This window comes from Alphaproteobacteria bacterium (assembly GCA_017308135.1).
GTDB lineage: Bacteria > Pseudomonadota > Alphaproteobacteria > CACIAM-22H2 > CACIAM-22H2 > Tagaea.
The window spans coordinates 196,319-221,276 of sequence record JAFKFM010000010.1 but is presented as its reverse complement, the minus strand read 5'-3'; the positions used below and the strand labels follow the sequence as shown (position 1 = coordinate 221,276).

25 protein-coding genes and 1 pseudogene are annotated in these 24,958 nt (G+C 64.3%); 12 read left to right on the top strand and 14 right to left on the bottom strand.

Annotated elements, in window-relative coordinates:
• Positions 1–2 precede the first annotated feature (2 nt).
• Both J0H39_17935 and J0H39_17930 read right to left on the bottom strand, forming a co-directional pair.
• Positions 3–1,265, bottom strand: coding sequence for a four-carbon acid sugar kinase family protein (locus tag J0H39_17935; GenBank protein ID MBN9498636.1), 1,263 nt, complete (start codon positions 1,263–1,265; stop codon positions 3–5).
• 25 nt (positions 1,266–1,290) lie between these two features.
• Positions 1,291–1,641, bottom strand: a complete 351-nt coding sequence (locus J0H39_17930; protein ID MBN9498635.1) for a GntR family transcriptional regulator — start codon at positions 1,639–1,641, stop codon at positions 1,291–1,293.
• 44 nt (positions 1,642–1,685) lie between these two features.
• Here J0H39_17930 and J0H39_17925 point away from each other — a divergent pair.
• The 6 genes and pseudogenes from J0H39_17925 (at position 1,686) to J0H39_17900 (ending at position 8,063) form a co-directional block, all read left to right on the top strand.
• Positions 1,686–1,799 (top strand): annotated as a pseudogene (locus J0H39_17925) (4-hydroxythreonine-4-phosphate dehydrogenase).
• A gap of 134 nt (positions 1,800–1,933) precedes the next feature.
• Complete coding sequence (locus J0H39_17920) at positions 1,934–2,938, top strand: LacI family DNA-binding transcriptional regulator (protein ID MBN9498634.1); 1,005 nt, start codon at positions 1,934–1,936, stop codon at positions 2,936–2,938.
• A 54-nt stretch (positions 2,939–2,992) separates the two neighbouring features.
• On the top strand, positions 2,993–4,228 hold the full coding sequence (locus tag J0H39_17915; GenBank protein MBN9498633.1) for a sugar ABC transporter substrate-binding protein: 1,236 nt from the start codon (positions 2,993–2,995) through the stop codon (positions 4,226–4,228).
• A gap of 59 nt (positions 4,229–4,287) precedes the next feature.
• A complete protein-coding gene (locus J0H39_17910) occupies positions 4,288–5,241 on the top strand; it encodes a sugar ABC transporter permease (GenBank protein ID MBN9498632.1) in 954 nt (317 codons plus the stop codon).
• Entirely contained in the window at positions 5,241–6,089 is an 849-nt protein-coding gene (locus tag J0H39_17905) for a carbohydrate ABC transporter permease (protein ID MBN9498631.1), read from the top strand. Before J0H39_17910 ends, J0H39_17905 begins: the two co-directional genes overlap by 1 nt.
• Positions 6,090–6,125: 36 nt before the next feature.
• The gene (locus tag J0H39_17900) at positions 6,126–8,063 is read left to right on the top strand and encodes a glycoside hydrolase family 127 protein (protein ID MBN9498630.1); all 1,938 of its coding nucleotides are present in this window, start codon (positions 6,126–6,128) and stop codon (positions 8,061–8,063) included.
• A 463-nt stretch (positions 8,064–8,526) separates the two neighbouring features.
• On the opposite strand, the gene J0H39_17895 is transcribed toward J0H39_17900, so the two are convergent.
• The 4 genes from J0H39_17895 to J0H39_17880 all read right to left on the bottom strand — a co-directional run bounded on the left by J0H39_17895 (position 8,527) and on the right by J0H39_17880 (position 10,620).
• Complete coding sequence (locus J0H39_17895; protein ID MBN9498629.1) at positions 8,527–8,781, bottom strand: DUF1488 domain-containing protein; 255 nt, start codon at positions 8,779–8,781, stop codon at positions 8,527–8,529.
• Between the two features lie 54 nt (positions 8,782–8,835).
• On the bottom strand, positions 8,836–9,066 hold the full coding sequence (locus tag J0H39_17890; GenBank protein ID MBN9498628.1) for a hypothetical protein: 231 nt from the start codon (positions 9,064–9,066) through the stop codon (positions 8,836–8,838).
• Between the two features lie 257 nt (positions 9,067–9,323).
• Positions 9,324–10,145 (bottom strand): transglutaminase family protein, encoded by an 822-nt coding sequence (locus tag J0H39_17885; GenBank protein MBN9498627.1) that lies wholly within the window; start codon positions 10,143–10,145, stop codon positions 9,324–9,326.
• Positions 10,146–10,263: 118 nt separating this feature from the next.
• A complete protein-coding gene (locus tag J0H39_17880) occupies positions 10,264–10,620 on the bottom strand; it encodes a hypothetical protein (GenBank protein MBN9498626.1) in 357 nt (118 codons plus the stop codon).
• A 634-nt stretch (positions 10,621–11,254) separates the two neighbouring features.
• On the opposite strand from J0H39_17880, the gene J0H39_17875 reads away from it, so the two are divergent.
• The 4 genes from J0H39_17875 (at position 11,255) to J0H39_17860 (ending at position 14,945) form a co-directional block, all read left to right on the top strand.
• On the top strand, positions 11,255–11,572 hold the full coding sequence (locus J0H39_17875; protein ID MBN9498625.1) for a hypothetical protein: 318 nt from the start codon (positions 11,255–11,257) through the stop codon (positions 11,570–11,572).
• 382 nt (positions 11,573–11,954) lie between these two features.
• Positions 11,955–12,920, top strand: a complete 966-nt coding sequence (locus tag J0H39_17870; protein MBN9498624.1) for a tripartite tricarboxylate transporter substrate binding protein — start codon at positions 11,955–11,957, stop codon at positions 12,918–12,920.
• 99 nt (positions 12,921–13,019) lie between these two features.
• Positions 13,020–13,448, top strand: a complete 429-nt coding sequence (locus J0H39_17865; GenBank protein ID MBN9498623.1) for a tripartite tricarboxylate transporter TctB family protein — start codon at positions 13,020–13,022, stop codon at positions 13,446–13,448.
• A 3-nt stretch (positions 13,449–13,451) separates the two neighbouring features.
• Complete coding sequence (locus J0H39_17860) at positions 13,452–14,945, top strand: tripartite tricarboxylate transporter permease (protein MBN9498622.1); 1,494 nt, start codon at positions 13,452–13,454, stop codon at positions 14,943–14,945.
• A gap of 22 nt (positions 14,946–14,967) precedes the next feature.
• Here the strand turns inward: J0H39_17860 and J0H39_17855 are convergent, their stop codons facing one another.
• Positions 14,968–15,957, bottom strand: coding sequence for a tripartite tricarboxylate transporter substrate binding protein (locus J0H39_17855; GenBank protein MBN9498621.1), 990 nt, complete (start codon positions 15,955–15,957; stop codon positions 14,968–14,970).
• 53 nt (positions 15,958–16,010) lie between these two features.
• On the opposite strand from J0H39_17855, the gene J0H39_17850 reads away from it, so the two are divergent.
• Both J0H39_17850 and J0H39_17845 read left to right on the top strand, forming a co-directional pair.
• A complete protein-coding gene (locus tag J0H39_17850) occupies positions 16,011–16,685 on the top strand; it encodes a response regulator (GenBank protein ID MBN9498620.1) in 675 nt (224 codons plus the stop codon).
• Positions 16,675–18,099, top strand: a complete 1,425-nt coding sequence (locus J0H39_17845; protein ID MBN9498619.1) for a sensor histidine kinase N-terminal domain-containing protein — start codon at positions 16,675–16,677, stop codon at positions 18,097–18,099. Before J0H39_17850 ends, J0H39_17845 begins: the two co-directional genes overlap by 11 nt.
• Before the next feature lie 106 nt (positions 18,100–18,205).
• Here J0H39_17845 and J0H39_17840 read toward each other — a convergent pair whose 3' ends face one another.
• The 7 genes from J0H39_17840 to J0H39_17810 are packed head-to-tail and all read right to left on the bottom strand — an operon-like array spanning position 18,206 to position 24,907.
• Positions 18,206–19,780, bottom strand: coding sequence for an ABC transporter substrate-binding protein (locus tag J0H39_17840; protein MBN9498618.1), 1,575 nt, complete (start codon positions 19,778–19,780; stop codon positions 18,206–18,208).
• Positions 19,781–19,793: 13 nt separating this feature from the next.
• Positions 19,794–20,624 (bottom strand): TauD/TfdA family dioxygenase, encoded by an 831-nt coding sequence (locus tag J0H39_17835; GenBank protein ID MBN9498617.1) that lies wholly within the window; start codon positions 20,622–20,624, stop codon positions 19,794–19,796.
• Entirely contained in the window at positions 20,624–21,121 is a 498-nt protein-coding gene (locus tag J0H39_17830; GenBank protein MBN9498616.1) for a nucleoside deaminase, read from the bottom strand. The genes J0H39_17835 and J0H39_17830 overlap by 1 nt, the downstream gene beginning before the upstream one ends.
• Positions 21,122–21,135: 14 nt before the next feature.
• Positions 21,136–21,933 carry an ABC transporter permease gene (locus tag J0H39_17825; GenBank protein ID MBN9498615.1) on the bottom strand — a complete coding sequence of 266 codons (798 nt, stop codon included), beginning with the start codon at positions 21,931–21,933 and terminating at the stop codon, positions 21,136–21,138.
• Positions 21,930–22,802 (bottom strand): ABC transporter permease, encoded by an 873-nt coding sequence (locus J0H39_17820; GenBank protein ID MBN9498614.1) that lies wholly within the window; start codon positions 22,800–22,802, stop codon positions 21,930–21,932. Before J0H39_17820 ends, J0H39_17825 begins: the two co-directional genes overlap by 4 nt.
• 3 nt (positions 22,803–22,805) lie before the next feature.
• Positions 22,806–23,831, bottom strand: coding sequence for an extracellular solute-binding protein (locus J0H39_17815; GenBank protein MBN9498613.1), 1,026 nt, complete (start codon positions 23,829–23,831; stop codon positions 22,806–22,808).
• Between the two features lie 20 nt (positions 23,832–23,851).
• The gene (locus tag J0H39_17810; GenBank protein ID MBN9498612.1) at positions 23,852–24,907 is read right to left on the bottom strand and encodes an ABC transporter ATP-binding protein; all 1,056 of its coding nucleotides are present in this window, start codon (positions 24,905–24,907) and stop codon (positions 23,852–23,854) included.
• Between the last annotated feature and the right edge of the window lie 51 nt (positions 24,908–24,958).

The following is a 24,958-nucleotide window of genomic DNA, read 5'->3' as shown; positions in this document are numbered from 1 at the left end:
CCCTAACCCCTTCCCTTACCGGTCGCGAGGGCGACCAGCGCCGCCGCGAAAAAATCGTCCGCGCCGAAATTGCCGCTTTTGAGCGCCAAGCGATAGGGCGACGCGCCCGCGACGGTCAAGACCGGCACGCCGGGGTCGATCTCCGGCCCCACGCGCATCGTCGAAACGCCCAACGCCGAAACGACGGCGCCCGACGTTTCGCCGCCGCCGATCGCCAAACGCGTGAACCCCGCGTCGCGCAACGCCACCGCCAGCATGCCGAAGAAACTTTCGAGCGCTTCGGCCGCGACCGTCGTTCCGTAACGCTGTTGCGCGGCGCGCACCTCGGCGGGATCGGCGCTCGAATAGATCAGCGGCGACTTATCTTTATTGGCGCGGGCGAAATCGAGCGCCCCGGCGACATCCGTACGCTTTTCGATCACCGCATCGGCGGAAATCGCCAAAGCCGGATGCGACGCGGCATGCGCTTTCACTTGGCGGCGCGACGCTTCCGAGCACGAGCCGCACAACGCGACACCCGGCCCCGCGATGAAGGGCTCGGCCATCGGTTTCGCCGCCTTCCCGCTTTTGACGAAATTCGCCGCGAGCCCCTTGCCGATGCCTGAGCCGCCGGTCACGAGAACGTCGTCGGCAACCGCTTCGCCCAAAACCAGAAGATCCGCGTCGTCGACCGCATCGGTCACGGCAAAGCCTTGGCCCTTGGCGATCGCGGCGTCGAGCGCCGCGCGCACGGCGGCGGCACCTTTCTTGACGGTTTCGTAGGCGACGAGACCGACCGGCACGGTCGTTTGATACGCCAGCCAGCGGCGAATATCGGAATCGGTCATCGGCGTCAGCGGATGGTTGCGCATGCCCGATTCCGCCAATGGCGTGCCGTTGACGAACAGATTGCCCTGGTAAAGCGTGCGGCCGAGCGACGGCGCCACCGGGCAAACGATCGCGATCTTCGCGTCCAGCCGGGCGCGCAACGCCGCGGCAACCGGGCCGATATTGCCGTCCTTCGTGGAATCGAAGGTCGAGCAATACTTGAACAGGAACTGTTCGCAGCCGGCCGCGATCAGCCATTCCAGCGCCGCCAAAGATTCGCGCACCGCCTCGGCGACGGGAATCGTGCGGGTCTTCAACGAAACGACCAGCGCGTCGCATTCCGGGGCGGTGCCTTGCGGTATGCCGACCGATTGGACCGTCGACATGAAGCCGCGCACCAGCGTATTCGCGGCGTCGCTCGCGCCGGTGAAATCGTCGGCGATAACTCCCAGCCGCATCGCATCTCCCCCTTATCGGCGCGCGTCAGGCGAGTTCGCGCACGCGCTCCCATGTGTTGTCGAGATGGCTTACCACGATCGCCGCCAATCTGTCCGCGTCGCGCGCTTCGAGCGCCGCGATCATCGCCGCGTGCTCGGCGACGGCGCCCGCCCATTTTTCCGGTCCTTCATGACCGACGAAGCGGATACGGCGCAAGCGCGATTGGATGCTTTCATGCGTCGCGGCCAGAAACGCGTTGCCCGACAGCGCCACCAGCCGCGTATGGATGGCCTGATTGCATTTATTATAGTCGAGCCGGTCGCCGCGCGCGCAATGGCGCATCATTTCGTCGTGCAACGCGCGCAGATCGGCGATTTCGGCGTCGGTTGCATTCATGCAAGCTTGGCGCGCGGCAAGCGTTTCGAGTGCGGACAGCACTTTCGGCCTACGACATCGTCGGCAAAGGCATCGCGAATTCCGGCGCGGCACGCGCGGCGGTGCTTTTGGCCGCCCGCATGGCGAACCGGCGCAAAGCCCGGCGCGTGGCCGCTTGAGCTTTCGAAAGCCGCTGTTTTCGCCTTAGGAAAAGCTTTTATTGACTTAGGAAAAGCTTTTCCGTAGCGTCTTTTCATAACGCGGCGGAATCGCCGTTTTGAGGAAACCTGCCGCCTTGCGCACCCCCGTCACCATCCGCAATGTCGCGACCGAAGCCGGCGTCAGCATTTCGACCGTGTCGAAGGCGCTGAACGGCACGGGCCATATCGGGGCGAAAACGCGCGAGCATGTGATCGCGGTCGCCAACCGCTTGGGCTTCCGGCCCAACGACCTCGCGCAAAGCCTGCATCGCGGGCGCAGCTTTTCGGTCGGCATTCTGTCGAACGATATCTACGGCCGCTTCACCCTGCCCATCGTCGGCGGGATCGAGGAAGCGTTGTCCGACAATCGCGTGTCGGTCTTCCTGTGCAACGCGGCCGACGATCTCGAACGGCAGAAGCGCCATCTCGACGCGCTGCTCGCCAAGCGCATCGACGGTTTGATCCTGACCGCGCGCCGCACCGACTATCTCGCCCCGCTCGATATCGCCACACTCGGCATTCCGGTCGTCCATGCTTATGCGCAAAGCGCCGATCCGGGGGCGATCTGCATCCTGCCCGACGACGAAGGCGGCGCTTTCGACGCCACGCGCCATTTGATCGGGCTGGGCCGCAAACGCATCGCCCATGTCGGCGGCCCGCAAAGTTTCGAAGCCACGCGCCTGCGCCAAACGGGCTATCGCGCGGCGTTGAAGGAAGTGGGCCTCGCCCCGCCGCCCGACAGTGAGTTGTTCGGCGCGTGGTCGGAAGAATGGGGCCGCGACGCCGCGCGCCGCCTGATCGCCGGCAAATCGCAAATGCCCGACGCGATCGTTTGCGGCAGCGACCAGATCGCGCGCGGCATGGCCGACGGCCTGCGCGAAGGCGGCATCGACATGCCCGGACAAATCGCGCTGGTCAGTTTCGACAATTGGGACGTCATCGCCGCGGCGACGCGCCCTGCCCTCACCACCGTCGATCCCAATCTCAAGGCGCTTGGTGCGGAAGCCGGTCTCACCTTGCTGTCGCTGATCGAAGGCAAGGACGCGACGCCCGGCATCCGCCGCGTGCCCAGCAAACTCGTCATACGGCGGTCCTGCGGAAGCCCGGACCGAAGTTAACGCGCCGACGAAACCCGAACGCCAAGCAATTCAAATTCAAAAAGGGAGGAAACGATGAAACGCAGAACTTTCCTGGGCGCCGCAATGACGGCGCCGATGCTCTCCACCGCCGCCTGGTCGCAAGAACCGTTGTCGATGTGGGCGCGCAGCGACGTCGCCAACGTCATCCGCCCCTTCGTCGAAGCGTTCAATGCGAAGGGCAAGACGCAGATCAAGCTCGACATCGTCGTCGCGCGCGAGATGGTGCAGAAATACGCCGCCGCCGCCGCCGCGCGTTCGGCGCCGGATTTCCTGCTGCTCGATTTGATCTACACCCCCGCCTTCGCCAGCGCCGATCAATTGCAGGATCTGTCGCCCTGGACGAAGGAGATGCCGTATTTCGAAAGCCTGTCGCCCGCGCATCGCAAGCTGGGCGAGCTCGACGGCAAGCTCTACGGCCTGCCTTTCTCGGCCGAAGGTTCGGTGCTGGTCTACAACAAGAAGCTGTTCCGCGAAGCCGGCCTCGACCCCGAGAAGCCCCCGAAAAACTGGGGCGAGATCACCGACGCCGCCGTCAAGATCCGCGCGCTGGGCAACGACCGCTACGGCTATTACGTGCCGGGCGCCGGTGCGGCGGCGTTCCGCTTCCTGCCCGTCGTCTGGGCCAATGGCGGCGAAGTGCTCAGCGCCGACGGCAAGAAGGCGACGATCGATTCGCCTCAGCTGCGCGAGGCGATCGGCTTCTATCGCGATTTGTGGGCGAAGAAGGTGATGCCGGAAAGCGTCGTCGCCGATACCGGTCCCGACGCGTTGACCGGCTTCGCGGCCGGCCGCGTGGGCATGACCATCACCGGCGCCTTCGCGATCGGCGTGTTGACCACGCGCTATCCCGATGTCGAATTCGGCGTGACGCCGATCCCCGGCAAGAACGGCGGCTTCGCGTCTTTCGCGGGCGGCGACAACATCGTCGTTTCGCGCGGCACGCGCCGGCTTCCCGCGATCCGGGAGTTCGTCGATTTCGCCTATTCGCTGGAAGGGCAATCGTTGCTGGGCAAATACGGCAGCTTGCCGGTGCGCGGCGACATCGCCGCCGCCGCGTTGAAGGAAAACGATCCGCGCTACTTGACGGTCGCCGAGGCGGTGAACAAGGGCGGGCGCACGCCGCGCTCCACCGTCTACAACGATCTGTTCAACAGCCTGAACGGGCCGTGGGTCACGCTGCATCAACGCGCGATCTTCGGCAACGACGTCGACGGCGCGATCGCGCAGGCGCAAGCGACGTTCCAGCGCATCATCAACGAAGCCAACTGACGACGACGCGTCCCGGACGGCCCCAGTGCCGTCCGGGATGCCGTTCTCCGGAGTTCGATATGGCCAGCCCCGCCGCCCCCGCGACGCGCAAGGATACCTGGAAGGACAAACTTCGCCGCAGCTTGCGCGGAGAAGGCGGCGTCGTCGGCCAGGAACGCTGGCTGGGCGTGCTGCTGATCCTGCCCGCATTGATTCTGCTGACCGCGTTCTTCCTCGTGCCGCTGGTCATGGTCGGGTGGATGTCGCTGCATAACTGGCCGCTACTCGGCCGCCCGCGCTTCATCGGCTTGCGCAACTACGCGACGATGCTGACCGATACCAGCTTCTGGCACGCGCTGTGGTTCTCGGCCAAATACACGATCGTCGTCACGATCGCGATCTTCGCGGTCGCCTTCCCGCTCGCGTTCTTCGTCGAACGCCCCCGGCCCTTCGTCGGCTTCTTCCGCACGGCGTTCTTCCTGCCGGTCGTGCTCGGTCTCGGCTCGGCGAGCCTCCTTTGGGTCTGGCTGTCCAATGTCGATTTCGGGCTGTTCAGCCCGGCGCTGATGAAACTCGGCCTGATCGACCGGCCGGTTTCGTGGTTGATGCAGCCGACCTCCGCCTTCATCTCGATCATCGTCATGGTCGTGTGGAAGGCGTCGGGCACCAGCATCGTGTTGCTGCTGACCGGGCTTCAGGCGATCCCGCCGGAACTGAAGGAAGCCGCCAGTATCGACGGTGCGCGCGGCTGGCAGCGCTTCCGCTACATCACCTTCCCGCTGATCCGCCGCACCTTCGCGCTGGCGTTGATCCTGTCGGTCACGCATTCGGTGCTGGCCTTCGACCAGTTCTACATCATCACCGCCGGCGGCCCCGACAACTCGATGCTCAGCGCCGTTTACTGGATCATGAACACCTCGTTCGTGTCCTTCAAACTCGGCTACGGCGCGGCGTTGTCGATCGCGCTGCTCGCGATCTTGGTCGTGCTCAGCATCGTCCAACTCTATTTGCTGCGCACGAAGGAGGGTCAGTGATGGCCGCAAGCCGCAGAAGTCCGTTCGCGCTCGATTTCGCCCAGCAATGCCTGGGCTTCGTGATCGCGGCTTTGTTCCTCGCCCCGCTGGCGTGGACCGCCTTGTCGTCGCTCAAGCCCGCCGCCGAGGCGGCGTTGCCGCCGCTGCCGCCCTGGCCTTCGCGCATCACTTACGAAACCTATCAATCGCTCGACGGTTTCGGCTCGGGCTTGGTGACGCACACGGCCAACAGCCTGTTCGTGGCTTTGGGCACCGTGGGGCTTTCGGGAATCGTCAGCCTGCTCGCGGGCTACGGCTTCTCGCGTTTCCACTTCCCGCTGAAGAACGTGATCTTCGTGCTGATCATCTCGACCATGATGATCCCGTATCAATCGCTGCTGACGCCGCTGTTCCTGATCCTGTCCTGGATCGGCTTGTCGAACTCGCTGGTCGGCCTCGTCCTCGTCTACGCCACGCTGCAGCTGCCCTTCTCGGTCTTCATGATGCGCAACGCCTTCGAAGCGGTGCCGCGCGAGATCGACGAAGCCGCCCGCATCGACGGCTGCGGCGGCGTGCGCATCCTCACGCGCATCATGCTGCCGCTGGTGGCGCCGGGCATCATCACCGTTTCGATCTTCGCGTTCCTCGCCAGCTGGAACGAATTCCTGGCGGCGTTGATCCTGCTGACCGACAACAAGCTGTTCACGCTGCCGATCCTCGTCACCGCCGTGCGCAGCGGCCAGTTCGGCACCGTCGACTGGGGTGCGGTCCAGGCCGGCGTGACTCTGATGATGATGCCCTGCCTGCTGCTTTTCCTGCTTTTGCAGCGCTACTACATGCGCGGCCTGACGGCCGGCGCGGTGAAGTAACGCAGACCCGACGCACGACAAACAAGGACAACATCCATGACGGCCTCCGCCAGCAAATCGACGATCTCCGCCCTGTTCGCACAATATCGCCCGCCCGCCGTTCCCGCCGTCGCGATGACCGGGTTCTGGGCCTCGCGCATCCAGGCGGTGCGCGAGAAAACGATCCCGATCCTGCGCGAGCGTTGCGACAAGGCCGGGATGTTCGATCAGATCGATCCGGCACGCCCGATCCCGGCGATGCGCTTGCCGTTCCATCGCAGCTCGGTCACGTCGCAGATGTACTGGGATTCCGACGTCGCCAAGATGCTGGAGGCCGCCGCCTACGCGCTGTCCGGCAAGCCCGACGCGGCGCTGGAGAAGATGGTCGACGAGATCGTCGATATGTTCGCGCGGCTGCAACAACCCGACGGCTATCTGTCGAGCTGGTACACCCGCATGCAACCGGGCAAGCGCTGGACCAATCTGCGCGATTGCCACGAGCTTTATTGCGCGGGCCATCTGATCGAAGCGGCGGTCGCGTATTTCCATGCGACCGGCAAGCGCAAATTCATGGACGTCATGGCGCGCTACGCCGACCATATCGGCCGCGAATTCGGCCCGAAGGAAGGTCAGCGCCGCGGCTATTGCGGCCATGAGGAGATCGAGCTGGCGCTCGTCAAGCTCGCGCGCGCCACGGGCGAAGCGCGTTACATGGAACTCTCGCGCTATTTCGTCGACGAGCGCGGGCGCGAGCCGCATTACTTCACCCAGGAAGCGCTGACGCGCGGCGAAAACCCGGCCGAGTATTTCCATTCGACCTACGAATACAACCAGTCGCACAAGCCGGTGCGCGAGCAGGACAAGGTCGTCGGCCACGCGGTGCGCGCGATGTATCTCTATTCCGCGATGGCCGATCTCGCGACCGAGTACGGTGACGCATCGCTGAAAACCACATTGGAGAAGCTTTGGAACGATCTGGTGACGAAAAGCATGTACGTCACCGGCGGGATCGGTCCGTCGGCGCATAACGAAGGCTTCACCGCCGATTACGACCTGCCCAACGAAAGCGCCTATGCCGAGACTTGCGCGGCGATCGGCCTCGCCTTCTGGGCCAACCGCATGCTCGGTCTCGGCCCCGACACGCGCTATGCCGACGTGATGGAACGCGCGATCTATAACGGCATTCTGTCGGGCATGTCGCAGGACGGCAGCCTGTTCTTCTACGAAAACCCACTCGAAAGCCGGGGCAAGCATAATCGCTGGGTGTGGCATCGCTGCCCGTGCTGCCCGCCGAATATCGCAAGGCTCGTCACGTCGATCGGCACCTACGCTTACGGCATCGCCGCCGACGGCGTCGCGATCCATCTCTACGACCAAGGCGAAGCGACCCTCGATGTCGCGGGCGCCCCTCTGCGTCTGCGCCAGACGACGCGCTATCCGTGGGACGGCGCCATCCGCATCGACGTCGATCCGGGGACGTCCCGCGCGCTGAATATCGCGCTGCGCATTCCCGGCTGGTGCCGCCAGGCGACTTTGCGCGTCAACGGCGAAGCGGTCGATCTCAAATCCGTCACCCGCGACGGCTACGCCCATCTGCATCGGACGTGGAAGCCGGGCGACGCGATCGAGCTTTCGCTCGACATGCCGGTCGAGCGCGTCTTCGCCAATCCGGCGATCCGCCAGGATGCGGGCCGCGTCGCGCTGATGCGCGGGCCGCTGCTTTATTGCCTGGAAGGCGCGGACAACAAGCGCCCGCTGAACAACTACGTCCTGCCGGCGAACGCCGCGATCGACGCGAAGTTCGAGGATGGCTTGCTCGGCGGCGTGGTGACGCTGTCGGGTACGGCGCTGGCCGACGATCCCGAAGGCTGGGGCCAAGACCTGTATCGTCAAGCGCCGGTCGCGCGCAAACCCAGCCCGATCAAAGCCGTGCCCTATTACGCCTGGGACAATCGCGACAAGGGCGAGATGCTGGTCTGGCTGCGCGAAGGCTAAGCCCGGCCGACCGATCGCAATGACACCGAAGCCCGCCGCTTGGTTTCCCAAGGGCGGGCTTCTTCGTCTCTCGTGATGGTCGCAGCGGCGGGATTTGAATCCCGAGGGGCATCGCCGCGAGCCCAGTCCCTCAGGCCCGCGCAAAAACATTTCATGTCAATGCGAGTGTCCTAGTTTAGAAAGCATTTTGAGGTCTTCGGCGGAAAATAGAGATCCACCAAAATTCGAAACCGGGACTTTAAGACTGCGGTCTCACTCGCCTCGCGCGCGCGTATGTGCGGGCGCGCGGTCGATCGATACAGCGTCCGCTTCATATGCCGACAACAGAAAATCCAGGCACGGCCGTCACAATCGAGGCGAGGAAGACGCCCAGCGGCTTGCCGGGCGGAAGCGACATCACAGTTCCCCAGCCACCGGCCCCCTGCCCCGCGCCGACAATCGCCTGAAAGATTCCAAGTCGCGATTATTTTATATCCGATGCCATCAGGCGATAGCCGCTCTCGCGGCTGCGCGCATACGCTTTGCTCGCCGCACGGTAAATTGCGGCACGCGCCGTCTCGAACGCGCAGAGATATTGATCGACGGATGCGCCGGGGCTCGCCAGAGCGCCCACATCGACGAAGAAGCGGACCTCGAACATTCCGTCATGACCGACGAAGCAAATGGCGTTCTGCTGTCGATCGAAATGCCGGCTTTCGTTCGGGAATGAGAGCGTCATGACAACCTCGCTGGATCGATCCGGCAGGGCGCGCGTGCGGTGCGCGGCACTTCTCTAGGTTCCGGACGCATCCGGGACGTCGAGCCGACACGAGAACAACGTCGTCCCGTCGGGATCCTTGATTCGAATCGAGTCCGGCTGCTGGGGCATATTAAGTGTCGCGGCGAGACGCCGCGCATTGGCCACCGCCGTCGGCAGATCGTCCACGCGCATGGTCTCCCGCCCGACGACCGCCTGCGCGCCGTCGGGATCGCGCGTACGACAGAACTCGATCGTCAACTTCATCGCCGCCATCCGGCGGTCCACGAAATCGCCGGCGTCAGACTTTGCCCTTCTGCCGCTGGGTGTTCTCGCTGACGACCCTCTTTACCTGGTCTGTGGATGACCCCGCCTGGATCGGCTTCGGCTTCGTTTGCTTCGGCTTCTTCGCCTCGCGATTGCTGCGCCGTTGACCTTTAGCCATGTTCGTATGTCCTTTCGGGAGTATGCGAATTGCCCGGCCACGCCCCGCGAAAACGGCGCGCCGGCGAAGCGGTCGAACTTCAAGCGCGCCGGATGTTTTCCACGATCTCGGCCGTCCACACGTTGAACGACGTCATCACATGGGGCCCGAAGGAGTTGACGAGCGGAACGTCCGCGGCGTCGCGGCCGCGCGCGACGACGATCCTGCCGATCCGCGGCTCGTTGTTGCGCGGATCGAACGTGTGCCACGCGCCGTCCAGATAAACTTCGATCCAGGCGCCGAAATCCATCGGCGCCACGACCGGTACGCCGATATCGCCCAAATGCCCGTTGACGTAACGGGCCGGGATGTTGAGGCACCGGCACAACGCGATCGCAAGATGCGCGAAATCCCGGCAGACGCCGACGCGTTCCCGAAAGGCGCCGAACGCGCTGCGTGTCGCATTCGCCTGCATGTAGTCGAAACGAATGTGACGATGGACGAAATCGCAGATGGCCTGCACGCGTCCCCAACCCGGCCGCACGGCGCCGAATTGGTTCCAGGCGATCTGGCTCAGCAGATCCGTTTCGCAGTATCGGCTGCCGGTAAGGTAGATCAGCGCCTCGTTCGGCAGATCCTGCACGCGCGTCTCCGTCGCTTCGGGCGCGTATTGGTCCGGCAGGCCGTCATCCTCGACGACGGCGTCGCCGAAGATCGTCATTTCGCCCGGCGGCGCCACCAACCGATGGCAGATATTCCCGAACGGATCACGAAACGAAGTGGTGCTCACGTGCGGATTCGTCAGCACGGTGACGTTGCGGCGAATATCGGCGGCGCGATCGGCGTGGACCGAGAGAAGACAGACCAACGGGGTTGGCGTTTGGCATCGCAAGGTCATTTCATAGCCGCAACGGATCAGCATGCGGACATGCCGGTCAGCCACACCGCGCGGCACGCACTTGCCCGCCGCACGGAACGCGCCACGCAAACGTTCCGTGCCGTCCTTCGCGGGAACGATCGAAATCTACGCCATGCCCGCTTCATGTACGGCCGAGAATGTCGGCGCAGGCGCGCGCGATATCGCCCTTGCGCGCTTCATTCCCCGGAATCGCGGCGAAGCCGCTCTTCTCCACCGCGTCGCCGCGCGACCAGGTGCTGATCGCGAGCAACTCGGTGACTTTGCGGGCGGCATCGTCTTGGGCCTTGAAGCCACTCACGCAGATCGGCGCCAACGCCGCGATCACGGCTTGGTTGGACGCGTTGCTGGCCAATTGCTGCGACGAACCTCCGGTAACCCAACCGCCGTACCCGAAGCCGACAATCGCGAGGGCGATCGCGCCGGCGACGGCGCCCCAGACGAACGGCGTCGTCTGCTCGGGAATTTTGAATTTGAACATTTTTTGATCCTTCAGCCCGCGATATGTTTCGCGCGCAATTCTGAATCGACTGCCCCACCTCGCAGATTCGTCAACCTATACAAAGCGAAGTAGGTACGGCCGGCGGGAGGCCGTCGCGATGCAATGAGGGATAGATTAAGCCAGCATGGCGTAGGCGTATGGCGTTGGCCGAAAGCCCTCGCCATGAGAAACGCCCGTGAATGTCGCTGTCGGCCGGAAACTGGCCGTTAGGAGCTTCGAAGATCGACCCAAGGATCCTTCGGCTCGGAACAGGAAGGCAGCATACAGGAGGTGCGGCCAACTTGATAGCGCCGAATGCTACGCTACCGGATGCCGCCCGGCACCGGCGTCGCGTGCCATGAATAACGACCGATCAATCGCGTCGAACGGAACGACCCAATCGAAGCGGCGAATGATGCGCCAGTTCCAGCACAAGAGTATGATCGGCGTTCGTACGCCATCGCCTCCCGTTCACGTGGGAGCCGCGCAAGCGTTCGTCGATGCCAGCCGTCCTTATTGAAACAAGCGAACGGCGACATACCCGCCCTATCGGCGTCCGATATCGAACCTGCACGGGACTTCGCGCGCGGTCTCGCCGACCGGACAGCAACAACACGCTGGGAAGGATTAAGACATGCGTTATTTGGGAAAGATCATCGGCAAGGGCATTCTCAAACGCGGGAATGCTGCCGATGAACCGATCGGCTACGATCTCGATATATTCTCCCGAATTGACACTGAATGGACTTTCAGCGGCGAAGTCACAGCCTCGGCAGATACTTTGCGCGCCGCCTTCAATCACAAAAGCCTGCGCGTCCAGATCGAAGACGGCTCGCAATTCGATCTTTTCTTCGACGAAAAGGCACTCGAGGACGGCAGCGTCGTCGCGCATGTCGCATCACGCGGCGTACCGAATGCAGCGCTACCGGCGGCCGTGTCGTCGATCAAGTAATCCGCCGATACCCCAATCGGCAATGTCGAGAAAGGGGAAACGGCGCCGTTCGGCCGGTGGAGTGGAAGGGCACACCTGATTTTCTAGATCTAGCGCTCGACGTTTGGGTGGTTCCCGCGCGTCCGCATTCTACGAGTTTAGACCGCAATCCCTATTTTGATTCGGTTCCCGCACCAGCATTGATGTCGTTTTCTCCAATCTTCTAAGGCTCGGTCCCGGGTGTCGCGGCGAACTTGGTATCGCCCGATCGATACAACATGAAGCGCCGTCGGATCGGCGCGTCGATATCTTGGGCGCTGAAAGCTAATTGAAAGGCGCCCCGCATAGACTGGCGCAAGGCAGAGACAATATCTGCCGGGAACGACAATCGAGAGGAACTCCCATGCGTCGCATTCTCGCGGCTACGGCCGCCACCGTCATTCTCGCCATTACGCCACCGGCCTTCGCGGCGCCGGAGCGGACCGAATGCCTTGCCGGCGCGCAGCCCGGCGGCGGTTTCGATCTGACGTGCCGCCTGGCCGCAAATTCCCTGCTTGCGGCGAAGCTGATTCAGCGCCCGATGACCGTGAGCTATATGGAAGGCGGTGTCGGCGCCGTCGCCTATAACCATGTCGTCGGCACCCGCCCCGGCGATGCCGGCTTGATCGTCGCCGCCTCGACCGGCTCGGCGCTGTTGCTGGCCCAGGGAAAATTCGGGCGCCACGACGAAAAGGCGGTGCGTTGGGTCGGCGGTCTCGGCGCGGATTTCGGCGTCATCGCCGTCGCGGCGGATAGCCCGTACAAATCCCTCGGCGAGTTGCTGCAGGCGTTCAAGCAGAACCCCGGGGCCCTGCCGGTTGGCGGCGGCGGCGCCGTCGGCAGCCAGGATTGGATGAAAATCGCCGTTCTCGCCAAAGCGGTGGATGTGGCGCCGCGCGCGATGCGATACGCGGCCCTCGAAGGCGGCGGCGCGGTGATGACGGCACTCCAGGGCGGCCATATCAAAATCGCGTCGGGCGACGCCGGCGAGATGGGCCAGCATCACAAAGCCGGAAAGATCCGCATCCTCGCGGTGATGTCGGAGCAGCGCCTGCCCGGCGATCTCGCAAACGTGCCGACCGCCCGCGAGCAGGGCGTGGATGCGGTTTGGACCGTTTGGCGCGGTTACTATGTCGGCGCCAAAGTCAGCGACGCCGATTTCGCCTGGTGGTCCGATACGCTGACCAAGCTCAGCAAGACGCCGGAGTTCGAGGCGGAGCGAACCGCGCGCGGCCTGTTCCCGTTCACCGTGATCGGCAACGACTTCGATAAGCGCGTCAAAGAGGACGTCGCGCGCTTCAAACTTCTCGCGAAAGAAGCCGGCCTCTAAGCGCCGGATCCCGGAGGCGGGGCCGCCAAAGCGGTCCCGCCTTCTCTCAATTGCTGGAGACTCAACGTGCGGAACGAAAACAACCCCGTATCGATGCATATGCAGGTCCCCGGCATGATCCTTCTGGCGTTCGCCATCGCGTACGGCGCCGCCGCGGCACAAATCGAATACAGCTTCTCGTCCGATCCGTGGGGACCGCGCGCCTTTCCGCTGTTCCTCGCCGGCTGTCTCGCCCTTTTGTCGCTGCGCTACATCGCGCGACCGGGCCTCAGCGACGAGCGTCCCGTCGGCGCGCTGCTCGTGCGAATTCTAACCCTGCTCGCGCTCTGCTTCTTTGGCGCCGCCCTCTATCCGAGCCTCGGCTTCCCGCTCGCGACGTTCCTGATGTGCGCCGGGATCGCGCGCCTGTTCCGCGCGACGCTCGGCCAGTCGTTAACGACCGGCGCCGCCAACGCAGTGGTTTGGTACGCGTTGTTCACTTGGATCTTCGAAGTCCCACTTCCTCTCGGCTCGATCTTCGGATTCTGAAACATGTCATTGGATTACCTTTGGACCGGATTCGGCGTCGCTTTGCAGTGGCAGAACCTGCTCTACGGCCTCGCCGGCTGCTTCCTCGGCACGATCGTCGGCGCGCTTCCGGCGATCGGCCCGATCAACGGGATCGCCTTGCTGCTGCCCCTGCTCTACACGCTGGGCGTTCCGGTCGAGAGCACGATGATTCTGCTCGCCGGCATCTACTACGGCGCCGAGTATGGCGGTCGCATTTCGTCGATCCTGTTGAACGTTCCCGGCGACGCCGGCGCGGTGATGACGGCGCTCGACGGGTATCCGATGGCGCGCCAAGGCCGTGCGGCCGAAGCGCTTGCGATCAGCGGCATCTCGTCGTTCGTCGGCGGCATCATCGCGGTCGTCGGTCTTACCTTCTTCGCCCCGATGCTGGGCAGGCTCGCGACGGGTTTCGGCCCGGCGGAGTACTTCGTGCTGATGGTATTCGCCTTCGCCACACTCAGTTCGATGGTCGGCGCCGAACCCGTCAAGACGATGATCGGTTGCGTTCTCGGGTTGATGCTCGCCACGATCGGCCTGGATCCGACGTCCGGCGCATATCGTTTCACGTTCGACGAGCCCGAGCTTTACGACGGGATCGAGTTCATCATCCTGGTGATCGGCCTGTTCTCGATCAGCGAAGTTCTGTTGCTCCTCGAAAAGGAGTTTCATGGGAAACTCACGCCCGTGAAGGTCGGCAAGGGTTTTCCCAGCTGGAGCGATATGCGCGCTTGTATCGGGTCGACGCTGCGCGCAACCGGCATCGGCTTCGTCGTCGGAGTGCTGCCGGGCACGGGGGCGTCGGTCGCCAGCGCGATCTCCTACACGACCGAGAAACGTCTGCTCGACCGCGGCACGTTCGGCAAGGGCGACATCCGGGGCCTCGCCGCACCGGAAGCGGCGAACAACGCGGCGGCCGGCGGCGCATTTGTCCCCATGCTGACGCTGGGCGTGCCCGGTAGCGGCACGACGGCCGTCATGCTCGGCGCGCTGATGCTCTACAACATCATGCCGGGACCACAGCTCTTCACCGACCGCCCCGAACTCGCGGGCGGTCTGATCGCCTCGATGTATATCGGCAATATCCTGCTGTTGTTGATGAACCTCCCGTTGATCCATGTGTTCGTGCGGATGCTGACGGTGCCGAACTGGGTGCTGATTCCCGGCATCGTCGTTCTCGCCTTCCTGGGCGTGTACAGCGCCTATTCCAGCGTCTTTTCGATTTTCCTCATGCTCGGGATCGGCGTGATCGGGTACTTCGCGCGCAAATTGGAGTTCGATCTGGCACCGATCATTTTGGGGTTCGTGTTGGGCGACGTGGCGGAAAAGAACTTACGCAACGCGCTGGCCATCAGCGGCGGCGATGCGTCGATCCTTTTCCACAGCGCCATCTCCCAGATCCTCTGGGTCTGCGCGATCCTGATCGTGATGGCGCCGCTGGCGTTGAATTGGTGGCGCCGCCGCGCGGCCGCGCCGTGACGGGCAGCGCCAAGCCCGCGCGTCAGTTGATCAGACCGAAGCGCTCGGCCATCGCGCGATACTCGGCGAGCGCGCCGTCGATATACGCGTCGATTTCCCGACCCGTCTTATCGAAAGGAAGAAGTCCGCTCTGATGACGCGCCCTTCGGAAAGTTTCGCTCGCCAGCAACGTATCGAAGCGCCGGACCCAGTGCTCGTAATTTTCCGCCGGAACGTCGGGCCCGAGATAGAATCCCCGCACGATACGCCAGGTCACAGGAAAGCCTTGTTCCTTCGCCGTCGGCACGTTGGCGAACTCGCCCTCCAGACGCGCGTCGGCGAGAACGCCAAGTATTCTGATCTTTCCTTCCCGCCACAGATTCCGCACTTCGGACACGTCGCCCGTATAAACATCGACATGGCCGCTCAAAAGCGCCGTCGATGCTTCGCCGCCGCCTTCGAACGATACGTACGGAAACGCCCGATGACCGATATTCGCGGCCCGGAGCAGCGACGCGGCCTTGATCCAATCCTGGCTGCCGATCGTGCCGCCGCCGCCGAAAACAAGACGCCTTGGCGTTCGCCGGACGGCCGCCAACAATTCGCCGATATTGCGAAACGGCGCATCGGCGCGAACGGCGACCATACCGTAATCGGCGCCGATCGTGGCGAGCCAGCGCACCTCCTTGCCCGTAAACTTACCGAACTTCCCTTGCGCCAAATTCAGCAGCGATCCGCCGGAGAACGCGACCAGCGTGCCGCTCTCGGCGCGGCGCTGCGCGACGATCATGTTATAGGCGACGGCGCCGACGCCGCCCGGCATGTAGGTGATGCGCAAGCCGCCTGTCTCTTCGGCAAGCGCGTGCACCAAACGACAGGTGAGATCGAATCCGCCGCCCTGGCGGGCGGGCACGACGCATTCTTCGTCCGCCGCGGCGGCACGGGTCACCGTGGCGGCGAAAGCCATCAGAATCAATACCAAGCGTATGGCTTTCACGGCACCTGCTCCCGGCCTTCGTTTTTTGGGATACATTCGATGTCAATATAACTCGACATGGAACGGCGCGGAACGCCCGCGTCAGATCGATGAAGATTCTTTTGGTTGAAGATCACGGCGACTTGGCGCGTTGGCTTGCGAAAGCCCTGCGCGACGCCGAGTTCACGGTCGAGCTCGCATCCAGTGGGCTCGATGCCGACGCGTTGTTGCGCGATCAAAGCTACGCGCTGGTGATCCTCGACTTGACGTTGCCGGATCTGGACGGGCTTGACGTTCTGAAGCGGCTGCGCGCACGCGGAGCAACCACGCCGGTCCTGATCCTGACCGCCCGCGGTACGGTTTCGGACCGCGTCCAAGGGCTCAATCTCGGCGCCGACGACTACCTGGCGAAGCCCTTCGAACTCACCGAGTTGGAAGCGCGCGTCAAAGCCTTGATCCGGCGCAGTCAAGGCCATACGGCCGCGCGAATCGTCTACGGCAATCTCGTCTTCGACAGCGGCGCACGCGTCTTTTCCTGCGGCGGCACCGACTTGACGTTGACGCCGCGCGAACGGGCCGTGCTCGAAGCTTTGTTCGCGCGCCCGGGAAAGGCGGTGAGCAAGGAGCGGATGTTCGAAAGCATCTTCGTTTCCGACGCCGACGCCAACACGGATGCGATCGAGATCTACGTCCATCGTCTGCGCCGGAAGCTCGAAGGCAGCGGCGTACGGATCGTAACGCTGCGCGGGATCGGCTATCTGCTGGAGGCCGACGATGGACGATGACGCGCCCGCCGCCGCGCGGCCGCTCGGCAGCCTGCGCGGACAATTGATGCGATGGCTGCTGCTGCCGCTGGCGGGACTTATCGTCGTCAATACGATCGTGACCTACGGAAACGCATTGACCGCCGTCGACTTCGCCTACGATCGAACATTGCTGGCGACCGCGCGCGCGATATCCGAACGTATTCAAACGCGCGACGGCCGAATCATCGTCGATGTTCCGTATGTCGCGCTCGATATCTTCGAATCGGACTCGCCCGGGCGCCTTTACTACAAAGTCACGGGCATCAACGGCGAAGTCATATCCGGCTACGGGGATTTCCCATCGATGCCCGAAGGCACGCCGCGCTCGGACGCCTATCCGGCGCTGGTTCATTTCTACGATGCCGTCTACGACGGGAATCGCCTGCGCGCGGCGGCGCTGCATCAACCGGTCTACGACGGCGACATCCGCGGCATCGCTCTGATTCAGGTCGGCGAAACGATGGACGCGCGCTACATTCTGACGCGCCAGATCATGCTGGACTCCTTTTGGAGCCAGGCGTTCCTTGTCGCGGTGCAGGCGGTCCTCGCGTTGTTCGCATTGCGGCTGGCGCTGGGACCGCTCATCCGATTGCGGCGCGAAGTCGAAAGCCGGGGTCCAGCCGATCTCTCGCGTATCGATCCGACCATTGTTCACCGCGAGGTCCGCCCGCTGATCGGCGCGATCAACCACTATATGGCGATGTCGCGTTCCTTGATCGACAGGCAACGCCGCTTCATCGCCGACGCTTCGCATCAACTGCGCACCCCGCTCACGTTGCTCAAGACGCATTCCGAACTCGCCGCGAGGGCCGTCGATCGACCGGCGCTGGACGAAATTCTCATTTCGCTGAAGGCGACGACCGATCAGGCGGTTCACCTCTCGAATCAATTATTGAGCCTTGCGCGCGCCGAGCAAGCGGGGCCGGCGAGCGAGTTCGTTTCGGTCGAACTCGACGTGTTGGCGCGGCAAGTCTGTCTCGACCTCGCGCCCAAGGCCGTCGCGAAGGACATCTCGTTGACGCTGGACGTCCCGCCCGGCCCTTCCGCCCGCGTGCACGGCGATCGGATGCTGCTGCGCGAAGCCATGGTCAATCTCGTCGAGAACGCGATCCGCTATGCGCCTTCGGGCGGGCAGATCGTCGTTCGCACACGCCGCGATCCAACGCCGGAATTCGAAGTGGAAGATAATGGTCCGGGCGTGGCACCCGAGGAGCGGGCGCGCGTGATCGAACCGTTCTACAGGGTCCCGAGAAAGGACGAGGTCGGTCCGCCCGGCACAGGGCTGGGCCTCGCCATCGTCACCGACATTTGCCGCTCGCATGGCGCATCGCTTGGACTCGACGCTGGCGAGCGAGGGCGCGGATTGAAGGCGACGATCGTTTTCTCCATATGAGTCGATCTTTGTCATTCGTCGATGAGCACGGCCAAATGTCAGTCCGTACCACGTTCGATCAAATGTCCAATCGATAACGACGTCGAATTCAAGATTTCTCGCGCGCTCAGTTGCGCGGCCGGGCCGACATCGCCAGCGTATATTCGTCCGCTCGGCCTTCATAGGCGATCTCCGCCTTGCTGGCCCAGAAGTTGGTGTAGTGGATCAAAGGTATGATCGCTGCCTGATCCATCGCCGCCTTGGTCGCCGCCTGCAACATCTTCTCGCGCGTCGCGTCGTCGACCTCGACCAGCGCCTTGCGGATCGTTTCGTCGATCGCGGGATCGGCGAAGCGGCCACGATTATTGGCGCCCAGGCCGCGCTCGCGATCGAAGCTGTGGATCAGCACGCGCAAGGCGGACGACGCCTCGCCGCTGACGGCCGCGTAGCCGATCAGGATGAAGCTGAAATCCGGCACGGCGGAGCGCGTCAGGAAAATGCTCGGCGGCATCGTCTCGACCTTCGTCTGCACGCCGATACGCGTCAGCATCTGGGCGACCGCTTGCGCCGCCGCGATATCGCCGACATAGCGGTTCGTCGGCCCGTGCAGCGTGACGCCGAAACCGTTCGGATAGCCCGCTTCGGCCAACAACTTGCGCGCGGCGTCAAAATCCTGCGCGGCCGGTTTCAAAGCCGGATCGTGACCGAAAAAGCCGGGCGGCACCAACTGGGCCGCGGGCGACCCCACACCTTCCAGGACGCGATCGGCCAGCGCCTCGCGCGCGATGGCGAGCGAGAACGCCTTGCGCACGCGCGCATCCTTGAACGGATTGGCGGGCAATGGTTTGCCGTCGAGGTCCGTCGCAAAGGGCGTTTGGTCGCGCGCGGAATCGAGCGACAGGAAGAGCAAGCGGTTCGACGGTGCCGCCGCCACGCGAAAGCGCGCATTCGCGCGCAACGAAGCGAGCGATGCGGGCGGCACGTTCTCGATGATATCGACGCTATCGGCCAGCAGCGCCGCGACGCGCGTCGCATCGGCCGTCAACATGCGGAACTCGACCCGTGCCCAAGGGGCGGCACCGCCCCAGTAGGAATCGTTGCGTTCGAACGTCAAGCGGTCGCCACGCGACCAGCTGGTGAAGCGATACGGCCCCGTCCCGACGGCAAGCTTGCCGGCGGCGAATTCCTCCTGCTTTGTTTCCGCATGCAGCTTCGCCGATAGGATCGCAATGACGGACAGATCGGTCGGCAAAGTCGGGTTGGGTTCGCGCGTCGTGATGCGCACCAGATGCGCGCCATCAATATCGACCGACGCGATCGAACGCAGATAGGGCGCGAAGGATGACGGGCTTTTCTCGACCTTGCGCGCGCGGTCGATCGAGAAGGCGACATCCGCCGCTTCGAACGGCGTGCCGTCGTGGAAGCGCACGCCCTGGCGCAACGCGAACTCCCAGACCGTCGGCGACGTCGCACGCCACGATACGGCCAAACCCGGTGTTAGCCGCTGATCCTTGTCCTGATGGACAAGACGGTCGTAGAGATGCCGACCGATCGCGTTGTTCGGCGAGAATTGATGATATTGCGGATCAAGCGAGTCCGGTTCGACCGCGAGACCGACACGCAAATTCTGCGCGATAGCGGGCGACGCGAGAACGACAAGTGCCGCCAGAATGGAATTGCGCAAAGCTTTCGAAATCGACATCAATATTCTCCGATCAAGCGATCTGGGTTCGATACATCGTGCGTTCCTCGCCCGGCGGATAACCGCCCGCAGCGCGATGCGCGGTGCAGCGATTGTCCCAAAGGACGAGATCGCCCCGACGCCAGCGATGGCGATAGAGATACGCGTCGGCCGTCGCATGGGCGAAAAGCCGTTGGAGCAGCGCTTCGCCGGCTTCCGGCGAAACGCCCGCGACGCGCACCGTGTTGGTGATGTCGAGATAGAGCGCCTTGGCGCCGGTTTCCGGATGCGTCAGCACCAACGGGTGGATCACGTCCGGCAGTCGCGCGCGCTGCGCCTCGGTCAAGGGCGCCGTGTTGTGCGGATTGCGCCCGCCCCAAGAAAACACGGCCGATGCCGCATCGGCCGCCGCGCGATCTTCCGCCGGCAGATCGGCGTAGGCGCGCGCGGTGTCGACGAACAACGTGTCGCCACCCGACGACGGCAGCACGACGGCATGCAACGCCGTCGCCTTGCAGGGCGAACGCTCGTAGGACTGATCTGTATGCCAGCCCGTCCCGCGCGCAGCGCCTTTCGGATCGACGATGCCGGTCTTCGGATTGCGGTTCGAGATGATCGATACCGGGGGGAACGCCGCGTGGCGATACTGTTCCAGCGCATGTTCGACCAATTGGCCGAACAGCGATGCGGCCTGCGCGAAGGCGCCGACATCGAGGCGCTGATCGCGGAAGACAAGAACCTTATGTGCCAGAAACGCGTCATCGACACGCTTCTTATCCGCCGCCGCGATCGGCGCCGAAAGATCGAGCCCTTCGATCGATGCGCCGAAACCGCCCGCTTCGGGTACGATATCGAACGCCGCCATCAGCCGTTCCCCTGCGCCTTCGCCCAGGCTTCAAGAACGGCTCGCGCATCTTCGGCGCGCCGGGATTCCGACGGCATCTTCCGCTCACCGACCGGCAATCCGACCTGCGCGCGCAATTCCGCCGCCGTCATGCGATAGCGGCGCTTGTCCTGCGGCAGATGCTTGAGCGCCGCCCAGGACTGTTCGAGCGTCACGGCGTAATAGAGCCGTGAAATCCCCGCGATATGCATCGTGGCGACGCAAAGCGAGCACGGCTCGCAGGAGGAATAGAGATCGCAACCGTCGAGATCCTTGGTGCCGAGCTTGCGGCATGCGTCGCGGATCGCCTCGACCTCGCCATGCGAGGTGGGATCGTGGAGCGCCAGCGAACGATTGAGTCCTTCGCCGACGATCTTGCCGTCCTTGACCACGATCGCGCCGAAAGGCTCGCAGCCCGGCTGGCCGATGGCGCTTTGCGAAACCTCGATCGCGCGCTTCATGAACGCGTCGTCGTACATCTTGCTTCCCTTCCCTAGCCGGCCGCGACGCGCTTCAAGCCGACCGCGCGATCGGCGAGCAGCAGCAGAATCGCCGTCAGCACGATCAACGCGGTCGAGATCGCGGCGATCGACGGATCCGCGCCTTCGTCGAGATATTGGATCATCTGGATCGGCAACGGGCGTACCCGCACGCTCGCCACGAACAGCGAGATCGAATAATTGTCGAAGGACGACAGGAAGCCGAACACCGCGCCGGTGAACATGCCCGGTAGCAAATTGGGCGCCACGATCCGCAGCATGGCGCCGGGATAGGAAAAGCCCAGCGTGCGCGCCGCATCGACGATCGCCGGATCGATCCCGGCGAGCGACGCGGTCAGCGTGCGCATCACGAAGGGAATCGCCAGCACCGTATGGCCGATCAGAAGCAGCGTGAAGGAATCCATCACGCCGAACAGGCGTGCCGCCTGCAATAACGCGATCCCCTTCACGATGCCGGGCAGCATCAAGGGCGAGAGCACCAGCAGGCGCACGGCTTCCGAACCCCGGAAACGGCCGAAATGGATCGCCAAGGCCGCCAACGTGCCCAGCACAACGGCCGAGGCCGTGGCGATGCCGGCGACGCGCAACGACACGCCCAGCGCCCGCCAAAATTCGTCGAGCGGCCCGAGGGCGAAATACCAGCGCAGCGACAAGCCGTTCTTGGGCAGATCGAAGCCGATCGTCGGCGACAGCGACACCGCGACGACCAGCGCCAGCGGGGCGAGCATGAAGATCAGCGCCGCCGCCGCGAGCCCCGCCATGACGATGCCGGTGAAACCTTTGTGCTTCATGCCGGCCGCTCCGCGCGCCCGCTCAGGCGATTGGCGCATGCGACGACGCCCAGCGACAACGCCAGCAGGATCGTCGCCGCGACCGCCGCCCCGGCGCCGTCGTTGAGCACGTAGGCGTCATAGGCGCCGCGTGCGAGCACGCGAAACCGATCGCCGATCAGCAGCGTCGGCACGACATAGGCCGAGATCGCCTGCGCCGCGACGATGGAGAAGCCCGCGACGATCCCCGGAAACGCCGTCGGGATGACGACATGGAACAGCGTGAACGCGGGCGAGCAGCCGAGCGATGCCGCCGCTTCCTCCAGATCGCGCCCGCGTTCGGCCAGCACGGCGAAGACCGGCAGTACCGCGAAGGGTAGAAACGCGTTCATCGACCCGACGAACAAGGCGGTGCGGGTGAAGATCAGGCGCACGGGCTCATCCACCACACCCATCATCAGCAGCAGCGAATTTACGGGGCCGTTGCTTTTCAGGATCAACGTGATCGCGAAGGCCTTGACGATGATGCTGGTGCACAACGGCAGAAAGGTCAGCACGATCAGCGTGACCTGCATCCGCCGTCCGGCGCGCGCGATGGCGTAGCCCAAGGGGAACCCCAATGCGGCGCAAACCAGCGCCGTGACGACGCCGTAGACGAAGGTGTTGAGCACCATCGTCCGGTTGCCTTCCTGGGCGAAGAAGGCGGCGTAGCGCGAGACCGAGACGCCATCGCCATCGAACACCGCCGCGCCCAGCACGACACTTAACGGCACCACGAAGGCGAGGATCAAAAAGACGACCGGCGGGACGGCGAAAAGCGAGACGGCGGCGCGCCCGAACGGATCGAGCCGCCGCCTTTCCTCGCCGAATGTCGCCGCCGCAGCACTCATCGATCAGGCCAATGCCGCGGCGTAGCCCGGCGCGATCTCCGCGCGCCGCTTGCCCCAGAAGGCGGCGTCGAGCGAAACCATCTTATCCGCCGCGACGACGCCGGGATCGAGCGGCACATCGCCGCGCACCGGCGAGTCGAAGGTCTTCTCCATCATCACCTTCTGCACGTCGGCATCGAGGAACGCGTCGATGACGGCGCTGGCGAGCGCCGCATGCGGCCCCTTGTTCACCAGTGCGAGGCAATTGGGACTGCCGAACGCGCCTTCGACGGGGTTCGGCAGGTCGATGGGCATGCCCTGGCGCATACGCGGGAACAGCACCGACGAGAACAGACCGACCACCGCATGCGCTTCGCCCTGCTCCAGCAGCATGATCGCCTGTGGCGACGCGGTGAAGACGTTCAGGATATTCGGCTTCAGCGCGGTCAGCCGTTTGAACCCGGCTTCGATTTCATACTGCGCCTCGGCCAGCGGCTTGCCGGTTTCGGCGTGCGCGGCCGCCGTCAGCATCATCGGCCCTTGGGTCAGCGCGAAGCCGGGGATCAGCAGCTTGCCGCGGAAGCGATCCGTCCACAGCTCCTTCCACGATTGCAGCGGCGGCTTGACCTTGTCGGTGTTCACGCCGATCGAGAAGCGCGCGATCTTCATCTTCACCCACATCTTGTCGTCGCGCAGACTGCCCGGCAGCAATTTCCCGAGATTGGGGACCGACCCCGCGTCGAGCGGCGCGATCAATCCTTGATCCATCGCCATCACCATATCGGTGTCCGGCATCCAGGCGATCGAATGCGTCGGCGCGTTGCGCTGCGCGGCCATGGTCTGGAGATGGCGCACCGAGATCGAGCCATCCATGACGATCTTGGCGCCGGTGCGTTTCTCGATGATCGGCTGGACGTCGGTTTCGAACATCTTCGCCTGGGCCGACGGGCCGGCGATGACGATCTCGCGCGCTTGGGCGCGGATCAGCGAGGGCGCGGTCAACGCCGTACCGGCGGCAAGGCCCGTGGCGAGGAAATGGCGGCGCTTCATGTCGAACTCCTGGGTTGGGATCAGGCCGTTTCGTCGGCCAGGGGGAAAAGCCGGGCGGCGTTCGCCGCCCAGCGGAATCGCATCGACAGGCCCGGCCCGCAGCGATCGGCGGCGGCGGCGTCGATCTCGGCGATCAAACGATCGCCGCCTTGCGTTTCGGCATGCACGAGCGCGCGCGAACCGGAGAACACGACATGGCGGATCGTCGCCGCCAGCCCTTCGCCCTCTTCGGCGAGTTCGATCCGCTCCGGCCGAACGCAGAGCGCGACCTTGGCGCCGCGCACGAAATGCCCCGGCGCGCTTGTCGTACCCAGCGCCGTCGCCACCTTGCAGATGCCGCCCTCGCAGGACGCGATCTCGCCCGTCAGCACGCTCGATAGCCCGACGAAGTCGTGGACGAAACGCGTGGCGGGCGCGGCATAAAGGGTTCGCGGTGCGGCGAATTGCTCGATCGTGCCCTTGCGCATCACCGCGACGCGGTCGGACACGGCCATCGCCTCGTCCTGATCATGCGTCACGAAGATCGCCGTGATCGCGCGTTCGACCAGCAGGGCGCGCAGATCGACCTGCATCGCCTCGCGCAGCTTGCGATCGAGCGCGCTGAACGGCTCGTCGAGCAATAGCAGGCGCGGCGACACGGCCAAGGCGCGCGCCACCGCGACGCGTTGTTGCTGCCCGCCCGACAATTGGCGCACCGGCCGGTCGGCATAATCGGTCATGCGCACCAGCGCCAGCATCTCGCGCACGCGCGACGCGATACCTTCGCCCTTCACGCCCTTGGCTTTGAGACCGATGCCGACATTGCCCGCGACGCTCAAATGCGGGAACAGCGCGTAGTTCTGGAACACCACGCCGATCTCGCGCCTATGCGGCGGCAAGGCGGTGACGTCGATGCCGTCGACCTCGATCCGCCCCGCATCCGTTTCGACGAGCCCCGCGATGGCGCGCAGCAGCGTGGTCTTGCCGCAGCCCGACGGACCCAGCAGCGACACGATTTCGCCTTTCGCGACGCGCAAATCGACGCCGTCGAGCACGGCGGCGGCACCGTAGCGTTTGCGCAAGGCGGCGATGGACAGATAGCCGTCCGTCGCCGTGCGCAGGGCCGATCCGTCGGGGGACAAGACGGA